The sequence below is a fragment of the Myroides sp. TSA_177.3 genome (assembly GCF_052691955.1).
This window is the reverse complement of the sequence record NZ_JBQZGD010000027.1, coordinates 1-15,605: the sequence shown is the minus strand read 5'-3', so window position 1 is coordinate 15,605 and position 15,605 is coordinate 1. Positions and strand designations below refer to the sequence as shown.

The window sequence follows — 15,605 nt, the reverse complement described above, 5'->3', positions numbered from 1 at the left end:
AGTCGCCATTAGGCGACTTTTTTTATGCTTCTTCGTCTTCAAACGTCAATTCAATATCGATAAATTGAACGATGATTTCGCAAACGTCATTGTTCTCATCATAACCATAGTAAACAGGATAAGCCCCATCACCGTAACCACTTTGAATCATCGGAATCGTTAAGTCTGTTCCAGGAATTTCAAAGTTGATCCAATCTCCTCCTGGTCTTTGGTATTGGGGATGATTCTCATAGCTCTTTTTAAATTCGGCAGCCAGATAATCATCGTATATATTACCTCCTGGATTGGCTGCTAACCATTGCTGTTCAAAAGCGCAATAAGCATCTTTCGTTTTTTCATCTACAATAGTTGCCAATCCTGCATCTACATTAAATCCAAAATATTCACCTTCATTTAAATTGTCAATATTTTCATGACCCAATAAAGCTTCTAAATGTTGAACTGCTGGTCGATCTGTTAGCTTTACTCGAAAAGCAACATAGCGATAATGATCTTCATCTACTTCCATTACTAAAATTGTAAGCGGATGTTTTCCCGCAGCTACTGGAATAAAATAAGGTTGTTCATCACCTTTCAAATAAACCAAGGGATCGCGGACAAGAATATGACCTGTTGGAAAGTTAATAGCTCCAAGTGAAAGGTGAAAAAGTTTTCTGTTGCATATCTCTGAAGCACTAAAGTAGTGATTGAAATTCGTGGGAGAGACTAATAAACCTTTCTTTTGCTCATAGATTGCGAGCCATTCTGGTGTGGGTACTGTTTTCATCGTTGTTTTATTAAAAGCTTGACTCTACTTGTTTGAGTGCTTGCTGATATATTTTTTGAATACTTTTCTTTTCTTCTTTTTCAATTTGTTGTTGGAGTAAAGATACCAAAGAAATAGTGGATGGAGGATTCATTTTTAGAATTTCCCCCAAAGCAAAAGCAATGCTCCATCGGACAACCGTACCTTCATCATTCATATTTGCTATCAACTGTTGTAGGGCATAATCTACCTGATTAGGATAGCTGGAAATGGTATAACCAATCGCTCGGGCTGATTCCCATTTTACGCGTGCCGCTTTACTCGATAAGCAGTCAATGAGTAGCACCAAAGTTTCTTCGGTTATAAGCTGAGGATTTTTTTCAGCTACATGAGCTAAAGCTTCAATGCAGGTGGCTTTTGCAGGGTCTTTGACAAGCTGTATTTCCGCGATAAAATCGGACAAGTGTAGCGTATTATCTAAAAGGCCATCAGACAAGCGTTGTGTTTTTTCTTTGGCTTTATAAGCTTTGTTGTTTAAGATAGCATGAACGGACATAGGTGTACATTTAGTTGAATACGAGTAAAAGACAAATATCAAATATTAATGGAAATAGAACAGGTTAGTCGATTCATTTTTTGAAAAAAAATAGCAAATGACTGTTACAGCCGTTTGCTATTTATTGTTAAGCTTTAGGATATTCAAAAAGTTGTTGAATGGTTTGACTAATTTCTGTATCAAGGTGTTTGCTTACAAGATGTAAGGCTCCATCAATTCCTGCGGTAATTCCTGCGGTGGTCAGTACTTGATCTTGATCTACAAAACGAACCCCTCGTTTGATTTGCGCTTTTGGGCAGCGTTCTTGTAACATATCTAATCCCAAAAAGTGTGTCGTGATGGATAAGCCATCAAAAAGAGGAGTATTACTTAAGAGTAAACTACCTGTACAAACTGTAAATAATAGCGCTCCTTGCTGATGCTGTGCTGTAATCCATGCAGTATACGTTTGCTGAAATTGTTCTTCTTGTAAATAAGCGAGAACAATATCAGGATTGGCACCAGGTACCACCAAAATGTCTGGTTTTGGGCAATCAGCAAAACTGTATTGTGGCATAATTTGCATGATGTTGCTCTCCGTGTTTACAGGGGTTTTACTAGCTGAAACTAAATATGGAACATAGGTGTTTGGTTTTAATACATTGGCTTTAACAAATACATCTAATGGACCATTAAGATCTAATACTTCGACTTGATCATAAATAAGAAAAGCAACATGTAAAGGCTGGTTTTGAGGTGTCATAGGCTGTTAATTTTAGGCAATAAAGGTGTAATCGAAATTTTTTCGATAGCTGTATTGCGCGTTATAGAATGAATTAAATTGTTTTTATGCGTTGTTAATTCCCGTTGATTGGAAACTAGTTCTGTATTGGGTTGGGGTTGCTTGTACTAATTTGATGAACGCTTTGCGGAAAATAGTATCAGAAGAAAATCCAGAGATATCGGCTATTGTAGCAATAGATAAATCACTAGATTCAAGAAGCCTTTTTGCGTATTCAATGCGCAAACGATCATAAAACATACCAGCTGTCATCCCTGCTTCCTTTTTAAAAACCCGAGCAAAGTTTCGTTCACTCATGCAAACAAACTCAGCTATTTCTACTTGGCGTATGACTTGCGTTTTGAAATGCGCTGTGAGATACTGTTTTACTTTTAGAACCAAAGGTGTTAGTTCACTATCCAGCGGAAGAAGTGTACTGTATGTGGTTTGCGGATTAGTGCGCTTTAATTGAACAACTAAATAGCGAGATATATCAGCAGCAACGAGCTGACCGTGATCTTCTTCTACTAAAGCCAAGGCTAAGTCAATCCCAGAGGTAATTCCTCCTGAAGTGTACCTATTGCCATCCTTGGTATAAATTTGATGATAATCGAGTTTCACTGTGGGATATAGCTGTCGGAATGCAGAAGCAAATTGCCAATGAGTGGTTGCTTTTCTATTATTCAGTAGCCCTGTTTGAGCGAGTAAAAAAGCGCCAATACAAATCGATCCTATTTTTTGTAAGGTTGGATAAATCCCTTTAATCCAATGTAATAAAGCAGGATCATACGTTTGTGAAAGATCCGATTTAGACCCTGTAAGTAATAAGGTATCTAAGGGGATATTTAGGTCATAAATCGTATAATCACACTGTACTTCAATACCTGCACTAGTTTTTATTTTTAGCTCCCTTGTACTCGAAATCAAATGAATTTGATACTCTTTTCCAGTTGAATTTAAATGAGCTGTGGCTACTTGATTGGCCGTGTGAAATACATCACTTGGACCAGCAAAATCCATTAGCTGGGTTTGCGGTAGAAGTAAAAAGCCAATATGGTGTAGCATTGCGTCCATCTTATTTTAAATTGCTGATACAAAGATAAAAAGAGCAATTGATGTATAAAGGACAGTAAACATGCTTTTTCTGCCAATTTGCTGAAAAGGATAAAATAAGCGACAAAAATAGATTGCAAAAGGACGTAAAAAAGACGAAAAATGATTGGTTTTTGATGAAATAGAGGTCCTTTTTTTATAAAAGTGAAAAAAAGGAGGGTGAAATTTAAGAAATATACATTTTGTACTTTTTTTCTATTTTACTGTTTTTAGATATAAAAAATAGTACGCTATTATTTTAATAAAGTTGTTGTGAAAATGAGCTTGATTTTTTGGAATTTAGTAGGATTTTAGAAATTAACATTTTGTTGTTTCGATTTAGTCTAAATAAGTTGGTTGAGAGATGAATACAAAATACATTTGCATAACAAAAGTTTAAATCACTTGGTGATGCATAGTATGAATAAGCGCTTTACATTCATGAAAGCAAACTTAATTATTTTCTTTTTTTGTTTTACAACGATTGTTTTAGCACAAAATTCAGTTGAGGTTCAAGTTACTGTTACAGATGAACAACAACAAGGAATTGCTGAAGTAACAGTTTCCATCAAAAATAATCTACACAATTATATTGGTTTAACGGATGAAAAGGGGATTGCCTACTTTCAGGTTGTGCCGGATCAGTATCAAATCCAGTATTTTCATATTGGCTACCAAAGTCATCAATACACGAAAGACTTACGAGCAAAACAGATGATTGGCGTAGTTCTTACTCCTCTAGTCAAGGAATTGCAAGAAGTAATTATAACTGCAGAAGAAGGCAAAGGACTTTCTTCTACATCGGTGATTAACCGAAAGGCCATGGAGCATTTACAGCCTTCTAGCTTTGCTGATTTAATGGAGTTATTACCTGGAGGATTGGCTAAGACACCGAATTTAACCAAAACGAATGTTATCCGTATTCGTGAATTTGGTCCAAGTATTTCAGGGTATGCTACAAGTGCTTTAGGTGTACAGTTTGTCATGGATGGCAACGTACTTAACTCCAATATGGATATGCTACAAGCGGTGAAAGATAACCAGAGTGGGGCTAGTTCAAGAAGTACGAATGGATATGGGATGGATATGCGTATGCTATCAACCAATGATATTGAAAGCGTAGAAATTATACGTGGTATTCCAACAGTAAGTTATGGAGATTTAACGTCTGGTTTAGTTTTGATTCACCGAAAAAGTGGTTATACAAAATGGCAAGCTCGAGTTAAGGCAGATGAGTTCAGTAAATCCTACTATATAGCCAAAGGATTTACAGTCACACCAAGCTGGAGCTTAAATGCGAGTTTAGATTATTTGGATGCCTTATCCGATCCAAGAGATGTTTATGAAACATACAAACGTGTTAATGGATCTATTCGCTCAAAGAAAACGTTCGAATGGTTTGGAAATACAGTAGAATGGCGTTCTAATTTAGATTACAGCATCAATATAGATGATGTAAAAGTAGACCCAGATACAGATTATTTAGCAACAGACTCGTATCAAAATCGCCGTCAAAAAATTAGCTTTTCCAATAATTTCGATTATAAATTCCAACCAGGTGGGTTGTTTAAGAACATTAAGCTAACTACGAATGTTAATCAAGGAATTGAAGATATCAAACAAAGTGTTTTTGTACAATATAATGGTCCTACTGCTGTATCGATTGCCACAGAAGAAGGAGTAAATGATGGATTTTTTCCCGACTTGAGTTTTGTATCGCATACCAAAACAGAAGGACGGCCGCTGAATATAAACGGAAAACTAGAAACTGCTTTGGAATTCCAATCAGGTATCTTGAAGCATAACCTTGAACTGGGAGTAGATTATAAATATTCTCATAATTATGGACGAGGGGAGATGTATGATTTATTGACTCCTCCTTCAACGAAATCGTCTACAAGACCTCGTGCTTATAAGGATATCCCAGCCTATCAAAATATCGCTTTTTTTGCTGGGGATAGACTGAGTTGGTCTTTAGGAGAAAACAATTTTGGATTGTATGGTGGGCTTCGTGTTTCAAAAATGTTGGGACTAAATCACAACTTTGATTTGAGTAAGAAAGTTTATTTCGAACCTCGTTTTATGCTACAATGGGGATTACCTAAAGTTGCACTAGGGGAGCATGTATTGAAAGCAGATGTAACCTTAGGATATGGAGAGTTGTATAAATTGCCTACAGGTTTAATGCTATACCCAGATAAAACATATAATGATTTTACGCAATTGAATTTTAAACCTGAGAATACAGCGTATCAAGCGGTCAATTATATGACCTATGTGGAAGATTTGACTAACTATCAATTGGTGGCAGCAAAAAATACCAAAAAAGAAATTCGATTAGATCTTAGTTATGCGAAGCACGAATTTTTCATCAACTATTTTGACGAAAAAATGCCCAATGGGTTTAGAAGTGTAAGTGAATACAAAGCCTATAGTTATAAGCGCTATGATACTTCCGGGATTGATTTAGAACATTTGACTGAGAAACCACAGATTGAAAATCTTCCTTATGAGGAACGAAAAGTACTTCAAGGGAATGGGCGAAGAGAAAATGGAAGTAGTACCTATAAAAGAGGAATCGAGTTTGGTTATGCTTCTCCTAGATTTGAGGGTATTAATACTCGATTTACACTTAGCGGTGCTTGGTTTGAGACACTATATACTAATACAATTCCAGTTCAAGAAAAACCAAGTACTTCATTGGCTGGAAAAGACTATGCGCTTATCGGTATTTATAAAAATGCAGATGGGAATAAGATAAGTGGGATGAATTACAATCTAGTTGTCGATACGTATCTTCCAGCGCTAGATATGAATATTTCTGCTTCTTTTCAAGGGGTATTGTTTAAGGATGATACGAGAGAATGGAAGCAAGATCAACCTATAAGCTATTTTGGAGTCGATGGGGTTATTCATGAATTTACAGACGCAGATCGAAAGGATGCTTATTTACAATGGTTGGTACGCAATGTATCTTCTACGGATAATTTGAATAGACATTACACTTTTGACCTTCAAGTGAATTTAAAAGTATCCAAGCGAATTTATAAAGAAATCAAAGCCTCTTTATTTGTCAATAAGCTTTATGCCTATATGAGTCCTTATACCTTTAATAAAACCAAAATATATCGAAAAAATACGACAAACCCGTATTTCGGAATGGAACTTACATATAATTTTTAATACATACATCAAAATGAAGAAAAGTTTACTTACCCTGTGTTTAGCTATGTTGAGCTTGACATTTGTTACAACAGCATGTAGTAGTGATGATAGTAGCAGTGAAAATACACAGCAGCAAAAAAGTACGTTGAATATCTCATTTCAGGGAGTGGATATTGAATCAGTACCAGGATTAACCATCGAATTTTTAGAAACGAATTCTGGAACAAAAGGAGATAAAATAATCACAGCACCAACAACTTCTATTGTTTTAGATAGAGGATCATACAAAATTTCAGTGAATGGAAAAGTTGTATTGAAAAATGGAGAAGAAGTTGAGGTTGGAGGAAATACAGCTGTTGACTTGGTGCAAAATGAGCAAACACTTGCTATTAATTTAACAATTAAAGCGTTTAGTGAAGACTTTATTATTGAAGAAGTATTTTTTACTGGAGTAAAAACAGTAGAAGGAAAACCATACAATAATGGACGTTATTTTAAATTGACCAACAATACAGATAAAGTTTTAAAAACAGGTGGATTATTAATTTGTCAATCAGAATTTAATACCACATTGAATCACAATGTTACACCGGATATTAAGAGTGAAGCATTTGCCGTACAAGCGGTATTGATGATTCCTGAAGAATACTCGAAAGAGGTACAACCAGGAGATTTTATTGTGATTGCTGATATTGCTCAAAATCACAAACAACCGAACATCCCTGCTTTTGATTTGACTGGAGCGGATTATGAATTTCCAAATTTAGATAATCCACATTTAGGACAAGTAGATAATCCTGCAGTTCCCAATGCTGTAGTTATCTATACGAAAATGAATTTCAATATGTTTTTCTTACATAGCCAAGGAGCAGAAAGTTATGCAATTGCTCGTTTCCCTGAAGGGGTAACAGTAGACAATTGGATTGCAGATTATATGTATGAGTATGAGTATTTAAATAAAGCCGGAAATATTACTAAAAAGAAAACTTTAAAAATACCAAATACGTGGATCTTAGATGGAGTAAATTCAGCTATTACTGAAAAATGGATACACAATACTTTAGATGCTTCTATCGATAGTGGTTGGACAGGTTGTGGTAAGATTGAGTCTGATCCTAGTCGTTTTGGAAAAACAATTCGTCGTAAAGTAGTAGGAAAAATGGAGAATGGAAAGAATATGTACAAAGACACGAATAATTCTACCATAGATTTTATACGTGATGCTGAGGCAAGTTTTAAAAACGGAATTGTACATTAATAAAAGATCATCTTGAATAAGTACGCTATTTTTTGGATGTTGTGTTTCGTTAGCGGGATAAACACAGTACAGGCACAAGATCAATTGTCTGCCTATGATCGCATCGTAATACAACAACAAGCCGAACAAATATTTAAAAAAGACTATTACTATAATCCAGCACACCAGCTGGATTATAGTAATTTTTCATTTTCTGATATTCTAGTGGGATATCAAAAATCTCAAAAAGACCTGTATCAATTACAAGAAGGATCTGGAGTAGAGGGAATTCAAATTGCAGCTTCGTCATATAAAAAACTAAGCAATAACCGCAGTATCTGGGGAACTGTTGTATATAAAAAAAATACACAGAAAGAATTGCAATGGAATAATAATCTCGACGTAGAACTTCTTGGACCTTATGTCCTTGCTGACTCTACGAGTAACAGCATGAAATATGAAGCGTATGAGTTTGCTGGGGGCTATGCTAAAAAGATACAGCGATTTTCGCTGGGTTTAGAAGCTAATTATCAAGCACATTTAGGCTATAAAAGTAGAGATCCACGCCCAAGGAGTATTTCTTCTCACATCAAAATAAAAGGGGGAATAGGATATGATATAACTGATAACTGGACGGTTAGTGCCTTAGGATTGTTTACCAATTATACACAAAATACAGAAATAAAATTTGCTAATCAAGCGCAGAAAGCAGCCTTGTATCAAATGAATGGACTTGGAACTTGGAGTAGATATTTCAGTGGAAAAAGTACGGGAACAATTATAGAACGAAGTGGGTACGAATATGGAATAGATGTAGAGAATAAAGCGTTCGATTTTATTATTGGAGCAACGAAAGGGAGTACCAAGCTTAAAAGATTTAGTACAGGTGTATCTCTGAAAAATTCGGATAACGATGCAGAAACAAACCGATTAGAAGAAGACTATTACAACCTCTATTTTATGAAGTTTTTTACGTTGGATGAAAATCAATTGGGAATCAAGTACAAGTTTTCAAAAGGAGAAAAGACTGGAATTGAAGTATATTATACAGATAATGATACTAAGGGATTGGAAAAACTATTAGAAAAGAAACTGTATTCGTATACGGATACGAGCCATTTAATTGAAGGAATGTATGAAGTGAATTTTGCACAAAGTCAATTGATAGTTCAACCTTTTTGGAAGTATCAAAAAACTTCAGAACTACTTCGTGAAGTGAATTCAAAACAAAATTTTACCTATGCCTATTATGGTGTAAATTTAGCTTATACACAAACTTTGACTGCAACGACAACATTAGCAGTTGAACCTACATTCACGTATAGAAAAACAAGTCAAGCTAATAATCAATTGAATTTTGCTACAACGAAAGAGTCGATGAAAGATTGGTTACTGAATGATTTTGAATACCTCTCTTCTGATTATGTTTATTGGGGAACTACAGTCAAATATGCTATTGAAAAAGTAAAAAAAGCGCCGATGTTTGTAGCAATTACATACAATCAGTTAGATTTTAAAAAAAATAAACACAACAACTATTTGGGCGTAACCTTAGGGGTAACGTTTTAATTGAGAAACACAAAACATGAATAGAAAGTTAATAATTGCCTTTTTTTTGAGTATTGGTGGACTTTTGAGTTTTACGAATGCTCCTAAAATATTAAATTCAAGCGACCCAGAATACAAGGCAATCATTGAAAGCTATAAACAATCAATAGCGCTTTGGCCTAAACCAACAATAGACGAAGGTGTTGATTGGAAAGAATTTGTAAGTATTCAACGGGATACAGCCTTTTTTACGACGCAAGATTTACCTGAAGTAATCTTGGGGAAAATGCTTTTCTTTGATCCAAAATTATCAAAATCGAGTCAAATTTCATGTAGTACCTGTCATGATCCTGCCATGGGATGGACAGATCGCCGATCTGTTGCACTTGGGCATGATCATTTAGAAGGTATGCGAAATACGCCAAGTTTATATAATATGGCTAATCGTAAAATTTTCTTTTGGGACGGAAGAGCTATGAGTTTAGAAGAACAAGCAAGTGGTCCTTTGAGTGCACATAATGAAATGGCCATGGATGTGGAATTATTGCCAGCAAAATTGAAAGAAGTAAAAGGATATAAACCTTTGTTCAAAGCTGCGTATGGAGATGAGGTTATCACCTATGAACGAATTGTAGGAGCTTTGGCAACTTTTCAGCGCACAATAAAAAGTCAACCAAGTCGTGTCGATCTTTTTGTAGATGGTAAATTTGATGCCATGACAGATCAAGAAATTTATGGTATGCATCTATTCAGAACCAAAGGGAGATGTATGAATTGCCACCATGGACCTGATCTAACAGATGATCAATTTCACAATATTGGTTTGACCTATTACAAGAGAAAATTTCAGGATTTAGGACGCTATAATATAACAAAAGATCCCAATCATGTCGGACAATTTAAAACACCTTCTTTGCGTGATTTACTTTTAACCCGCCCGTGGATGCACAATGGATTTTTTGATAATTTAGAAGGAATTGTCAATATATACAATAGTGGAATGCATATGATTGACCCAACTCCTGAACAAAAAATAGCAGACCCATTATATCCTGTTACGGATTCATTAATGCAGCCACTGAAACTAAACCGCGAAGAGGTACAAGCAATTGTTGCCTTTTTAGAATCCTTATCAGGAAGTAGATATAAAATGAGAAGACCTGATTTTCCAAGAGAATAAATCGAATAGAATAAGAAGCTTGTCCAGTTTAGTCTGGATAATCCAAAAGATGATAAAAAATAAAAGAGCCGTTCCACCAGGAACGGCTCTTTTGCTTCAAAGCTTTGTTGACTTGGTGCATTCTTACTATAGAAGGATGTTTTGAAATTTGATGAAGAATTACAGCGATGCACACAAGTAAGACCTGGATATCATTTTCTTCGTAATTGTTTCGGAGAATGCCCAGTATACTTTTTAACAAAGCTTGAAAAATAGGTAGCATATTCAAATCCAAGTGTAAAAGCTATTTCAGATACAGTCAAATTTGAATTCTTTAATAATCGTTGTGCTTCGATTAGTATTCGTTCTTGAATAATAGCTGTTGTTGATTTACCAAAGGTTTGCTTCACCACAAAGTTTAAATAATTCGTGTGTACTTCTAATACTTCTGAATAATCTGCAGCTGTTTTTAAACGAACAGTTTGTTCCTTATGCGTAATAGGAAATTGCTTTTCTATAAGTTCTAAAAATTGTGAACACAAACGATTGGTGGCATTTCTCTTTTCTGAAAATGTGAATTCACTCGTTAGTTTATTGGCTTGATGAATGATAATCTCCATGTAATTCCGCAAGATTTCATGTTTTAATGGATAATCCTGTTGTTGCTCTAATACAATGTTCTCAAATAAACTTCGGATCATTTTATTTTGCTCCTTATTTAAAGAATAAATAGGAGTCGTTTGCAAGGCTTTCAAAGTTGAGCGAATTTCGTTGCTTTGATAACCGAGAAAGGTATTGGTAAATAGACAGAAAAAACCATCAGGAGATTCTGAAGTTGGTTCTAAGGTATACGTCGAAAGAGGATTCGAGAAAAAAAGCGTTGGCCCCGTGAATTCTCGAGTTTCTGTACCGCAAAATAATTTACTCTTACTATTTAGATAAGAAACCTTATAATGTGTTTTTATATTATAAGGGATAAGATGTTCCTTACCTTCTTTTTGTGAATAAACAGCAAAATCATTTGAATTGATATCGCATATAGTTGCTTGTTCGTTATCAATAACATCTAGTTCTAATGTTGGAGTTAAGTACGTCATTTTTTTCGCTTCGTTTTTCTTAATACTAGTTTTTTGAATGCTTAAGGAATGAGTGTTTGCGGTTATGTTTTATGGTTATTTGTAAAAATATATATAATTGCAATCGTAAATTTGATAAAAAACTATTATTTGTTGTGTTTTTTATGTTTTTTATTAAAAATATTTCACGTTTTAATGTTTATTCCTAAAATTAGTTGTATTGAATACGTTTTTTGTGGTTATTGCTGGAAATGAAATTGAACTACTTAGCGAAAACAGGTATCGTTTTGCTTTTAATGGAGTTTTTTACTAGTACTTTTTAATAATAATGTATCAAGGTGCCTTAAAAATAAAGGAGAGAAGATTAAACCTTTTACTTCTAAAAAAGAAAAAGGACTGTTCTTTTTGATAGGATCATCTTTTTAAATTATAACTACTTAATTTGAATTTAGAATCTTATTTTCGGACAATCAGATACACCCTATTACTAGTATGCAGTAGGAAATTTGTAGTTTTAAAAAGCAAAGAGAGATAGTTTACTCGCAGATTTAGGATATTCAATACCTTGTAATCCATTATTTCACAATTCCTATTTTTAAAAGTAAATGGATTTCATTTTTTTTAAAAGATAAAATAACTAGGGGTAGATAGGAATGAAAAAAAATGATACTAGATAGGGTATCATGTATAAAGAGAGTTTAAAAAATAAAGTATTGCATATCAAACAAGATGAATTTGCATGCAAGGTAATTTTGATTGCGTTTATCGTATAATATAGTTATGGTAAATGAGTTTTTTGAAGGGTTCTTGAAGTGAAACAGATCCTTCATATTGATAGGAGCAGCGCTCAAGTAGTTTTTTAGAAGCAATATTAGAATCAAAAAGTTGAGCGCGAATTACAGTATAGTGTAAATGGCGTTGAATAAAAATAGCAATCGCTTCTAATAATTCTGTAGCTAGTCCTTGTTTCCAAAAGTTTTCATGTAAAATATAACCAATCTCAACATGTGTCAAAGAATCTGAGCAGGGAAACAAACCTATCTCTCCAATTAATAAGGAGGGCTCTTGATTTTTGAGTACAATTTTATACAATCCCAATTGCTGTGGATATAATTGCTGGTTAATCTGATATTTTTTGGTCAAATCCTCCTGTGTCCACAGTGTTTTGTTGTTTGGAATCCAACGCATCGTGTTGAGGTGATTGTGAATAACCAACAAAGCAGTACAATCATCTGGCAGATGAATAGGTTGAACAAGTAAGCGTGAAGTCTCAAGAATCATAGACATAATATTAGACGTTTAAGTGTATTCAAAATAAACGAACTAAATTTAGCTTTCTTTTTCCTTTAATTAATGAGAAAATGTGATAATATCTAGGGTTAATATTTTATATTGTGCAAAAAAATAGATGCTGGGTTGAAAATAGCACGGTATTTGTAAGAGAATGTAGAGATATCTTTTAAGAACATAAAATAGAGTTGAATAAAATATAAAATTATCAAATGAAAACGAAGTCAATCAGCAATATATTAACAATAGGTTTTGCGTTGTTCGCTATGTTTTTTGGAGCAGGAAATATTATTTTACCGCCCATCATCGGACTAATAACAGGAGAAGAATGGGATTCAGCCGTTTTTGGATTTACAATTACCGCAATCATCGCTCCCTTTTTAGGAATATTAGCCGTCTTATTCTCTGGAGATGAGTTTACAGATTTAGGAAAGAGAATAAATAAAACAATTGGAATCATTTTAGCAACAGCGATTATCTTAAGTATTGGCCCTCTTGTTGCTATTCCCCGCACTGCCGCGACTACCTTTGAAGTAGGATTGATTCCCATTTGGCCTAATTTTAATCCCATCGTTTCTTCTGTTTTATTCTTCGCTGTGACATTAGCCTTGTCGATATCACCTTCAAAAGTGGTTGATATTATTGGAAAATATTTGACTCCATTGTTATTGGTGTTATTGGGAATTATGATTGTCATGGGAGTGCTACATCCTTTAGACACACCAATAGATACGGGAGTTGGAGCTGTTGAATCATTCCGAAGAGGTTTCTCTGAAGGATATCAAACCATGGATGTACTAGCTTCGGTTATTTATGCGGGTATTATTATTTCTGCTGTAAAAGCAAAAGGTTACATGAGTCCTGAATCAAAAACGAGAGTGACTTTTCTTTCCGGTGCAGTGGCGACAATCTGTCTTTTGTTTATTTATGGAGGGTTGGTTTACCTTGGAGCAACTTCAGGATATGGATCTGCGGCAGATTTAAAACGTACAGAACTATTATTATATATTTCCAATAATGTATTAGGGTCACAAGGAACAATAGCCTTATCTTTATGTATTGCCCTTGCTTGTTTGACTACTGCGATTGCTTTAGTTTGTGCTACGGGAACGTTTTTTAGTCAATTGACAAATGGAAAATTGAGTTATAAAGCAGTCGTAATTGCTACTTGTGTGTTTTCTGCTATCCTTGCTGTAAACGGTGTAGATAAAATTATTGATTATGCAGGGCCGTTTTTAGGTATTATTTATCCGATTACACTTACCTTAATATTATATGTAGTTGTCTTTGGAAAAATTGTCAAGCGAAAAATACCTTTTGTAGGTGCAATCGTTACCACAACAATTTTTTCTATTGTACAATTTTATGTTGCGATGGCAATCGGACAAGCTACAGAAGATAGCCTCGTTTTTCAAATGAACGAGTGCATCAAAAAGATTCCCTTATACAACTATGATGTACCTTGGTTGTTACCTTCCTTTGTTGTATTCGTTGTATTATACTTATTTAATCGAAAATAAAAAAAATCCCATTCTAGTTATAGAATGGGATTTTTTTAGTTTAGTGTGATTCTTTCTCCTTGTATTGGGAAAATATAGTGGACTTGTAAAGGATTGTTTTCAAGTAATTCTCGTTTGATTGTTTCAATTTGATTGCCTGAAGGTTTTAAATGTGTAATAATGATAGTTAGATCCTGCAGCGATTCAAGTCCTGTGTAGCGTGCTAATTTGCTTAACTCCTCTGTTAATAGCTTAGGAGTTAAATGACCGAATAACAAATGTTCCGGCTGACTGTTAGCAAAAGAGACTTCTAATAAAATGGTCTTTAGGTTTTTGTTTCGCACTAAAGGAGCAATGTATTCCCAAATTGTGTCTAAGTGATTTGTTTTTTCAATGCGATCTGCTCCTGTATCACCAAAGTATAACACATAATCATTGTTGTTTCGCAATAAAATGGCTGAGCTCTTTTGAGGGTTAACATGACTTAATTCAAATACCTCTGCCGAAAAAGTAGTATTGCTAATCGAGAAAGATTGTAAAGGTTTAACTTTTGTATACGTATACTTCCCTAAAATAGGAGACTCTCCTTCATTTCCGAAATTAGCCCACGAAGCATTAGTGAAGTAATTGTGTTTAAAAATATCTGCTACAAAAGGTAAAGAATAAATGGGTTTCGCCGAATCCTCAGGTGAATTGATAATTAAACCAGAAAGATGATCTAAATGTCCATGTGAAATAAAGTATCCTTTGATGTAGTGTTGGAGTACCGTTTCAAAGGAAACATCAAAAGTTCCTTTTTCAATTGCCTTGTTTATCCCGCTTCTTACTGTACCAGCATCCAGGGCGATATAACTATTACTTTTTTCTACACCTAGTAAGTAACAAGATAAATTACTTTCATCACCACCTCCATAAACACCTAGTGGAATTATCTCTAAATTTTGTGCCCATAGGGAAGAGGTACTATAAAGTAAAAACGCGGAAAGTGTAAAAAATAACTTCTTCATTATATATGTATTTGTTGCAAAAGTAAAACTTTTTGTGGGATGCTTTTTTCGCTTTTGTAAAATCATGAAGTTGTTTGATTCTTTTTTAAAGAAGTTTTTATGTTTTTATAAGGGGGCACATTTCTATGTGCCCTACCTATATATATAAGGAGAGCATCAAAACCACAAAATCTTTCCTCGCCCGTACGGGCACATGGCAATGTGCCCCTATGCCCGAAATGTTTTTTCAAAAGAAAACCTTCTTTTACTTGATACATTCCCCCAAAAACGCCCCTTACAAAAAGGCGAAAAAGCAAAAAAAAGCAACATCACACTTTTGCAACATCGTATTCTTTTAAAAAGTCAAAAAAAACTTTGAGTTGTAACGTGTATGATAATAGGGAGTTGCGACCATTATCGAAAATACTTTTAAAAAAAGGTTGCGCAAAGTTTGGAAGTGGGGAAAAAGGTGCTACTTTTGCATCCGCATTA

The 15,605-nt window shown here is 34.5% G+C and carries 12 protein-coding genes; 5 read left to right on the top strand and 7 right to left on the bottom strand.

Annotated elements, in window-relative coordinates; translation table 11 throughout:
* Positions 1-22: 22 nt before the first annotated feature.
* From ACUTSE_RS16585 to ACUTSE_RS16570, 4 genes are all read right to left on the bottom strand, one after another.
* Positions 23-766: a DUF4241 domain-containing protein gene (locus tag ACUTSE_RS16585; protein ID WP_445641042.1), complete on the bottom strand. Its 744-nt coding sequence runs from the start codon at positions 764-766 to the stop codon at positions 23-25.
* A gap of 10 nt (positions 767-776) precedes the next feature.
* Positions 777-1,301: a HEAT repeat domain-containing protein gene (locus ACUTSE_RS16580; RefSeq protein ID WP_445641041.1), complete on the bottom strand. Its 525-nt coding sequence runs from the start codon at positions 1,299-1,301 to the stop codon at positions 777-779.
* 127 nt (positions 1,302-1,428) lie between these two features.
* Positions 1,429-2,043: a DJ-1/PfpI family protein gene (locus tag ACUTSE_RS16575; RefSeq protein ID WP_445641040.1), complete on the bottom strand. Its 615-nt coding sequence runs from the start codon at positions 2,041-2,043 to the stop codon at positions 1,429-1,431.
* An 84-nt stretch (positions 2,044-2,127) separates the two neighbouring features.
* Positions 2,128-3,135 (bottom strand): GlxA family transcriptional regulator, encoded by a 1,008-nt coding sequence (locus tag ACUTSE_RS16570; RefSeq protein WP_445641039.1) that lies wholly within the window; start codon positions 3,133-3,135, stop codon positions 2,128-2,130.
* Between the two features lie 429 nt (positions 3,136-3,564).
* Here ACUTSE_RS16570 and ACUTSE_RS16565 point away from each other — a divergent pair, with 429 nt between their 5' ends.
* From ACUTSE_RS16565 to ACUTSE_RS16550, 4 genes are read left to right on the top strand one after another with little or no spacing between them, the layout of a single operon-like run.
* Positions 3,565-6,336 carry a TonB-dependent receptor gene (locus ACUTSE_RS16565; protein WP_445641038.1) on the top strand — a complete coding sequence of 924 codons (2,772 nt, stop codon included), beginning with the start codon at positions 3,565-3,567 and terminating at the stop codon, positions 6,334-6,336.
* 13 nt (positions 6,337-6,349) lie between these two features.
* Positions 6,350-7,576 carry a DUF4876 domain-containing protein gene (locus ACUTSE_RS16560; protein WP_445641037.1) on the top strand — a complete coding sequence of 409 codons (1,227 nt, stop codon included), beginning with the start codon at positions 6,350-6,352 and terminating at the stop codon, positions 7,574-7,576.
* A 12-nt stretch (positions 7,577-7,588) separates the two neighbouring features.
* Entirely contained in the window at positions 7,589-9,124 is a 1,536-nt protein-coding gene (locus ACUTSE_RS16555; RefSeq protein ID WP_445641036.1) for a DUF6850 family outer membrane beta-barrel protein, read from the top strand.
* A gap of 16 nt (positions 9,125-9,140) precedes the next feature.
* Positions 9,141-10,283 carry a cytochrome-c peroxidase gene (locus ACUTSE_RS16550; protein ID WP_445641035.1) on the top strand — a complete coding sequence of 381 codons (1,143 nt, stop codon included), beginning with the start codon at positions 9,141-9,143 and terminating at the stop codon, positions 10,281-10,283.
* A 191-nt stretch (positions 10,284-10,474) separates the two neighbouring features.
* Here ACUTSE_RS16550 and ACUTSE_RS16545 read toward each other — a convergent pair whose 3' ends face one another.
* Together ACUTSE_RS16545 and ACUTSE_RS16540 are read right to left on the bottom strand one after the other, a co-directional pair.
* Positions 10,475-11,359 (bottom strand): helix-turn-helix domain-containing protein, encoded by an 885-nt coding sequence (locus ACUTSE_RS16545; protein WP_445641034.1) that lies wholly within the window; start codon positions 11,357-11,359, stop codon positions 10,475-10,477.
* A gap of 741 nt (positions 11,360-12,100) precedes the next feature.
* Positions 12,101-12,625, bottom strand: coding sequence for a GNAT family N-acetyltransferase (locus ACUTSE_RS16540; protein ID WP_445641033.1), 525 nt, complete (start codon positions 12,623-12,625; stop codon positions 12,101-12,103).
* Positions 12,626-12,840: 215 nt separating this feature from the next.
* On the opposite strand from ACUTSE_RS16540, the gene brnQ reads away from it, so the two are divergent.
* Positions 12,841-14,148, top strand: coding sequence for a branched-chain amino acid transport system II carrier protein (gene brnQ / locus ACUTSE_RS16535; protein WP_445641032.1), 1,308 nt, complete (start codon positions 12,841-12,843; stop codon positions 14,146-14,148).
* Positions 14,149-14,183: 35 nt separating this feature from the next.
* On the opposite strand, the gene ACUTSE_RS16530 is transcribed toward brnQ, so the two are convergent.
* Positions 14,184-15,134: a 3',5'-cyclic-nucleotide phosphodiesterase gene (locus ACUTSE_RS16530; protein ID WP_445641031.1), complete on the bottom strand. Its 951-nt coding sequence runs from the start codon at positions 15,132-15,134 to the stop codon at positions 14,184-14,186.
* Positions 15,135-15,605: the final 471 nt, after the last annotated feature.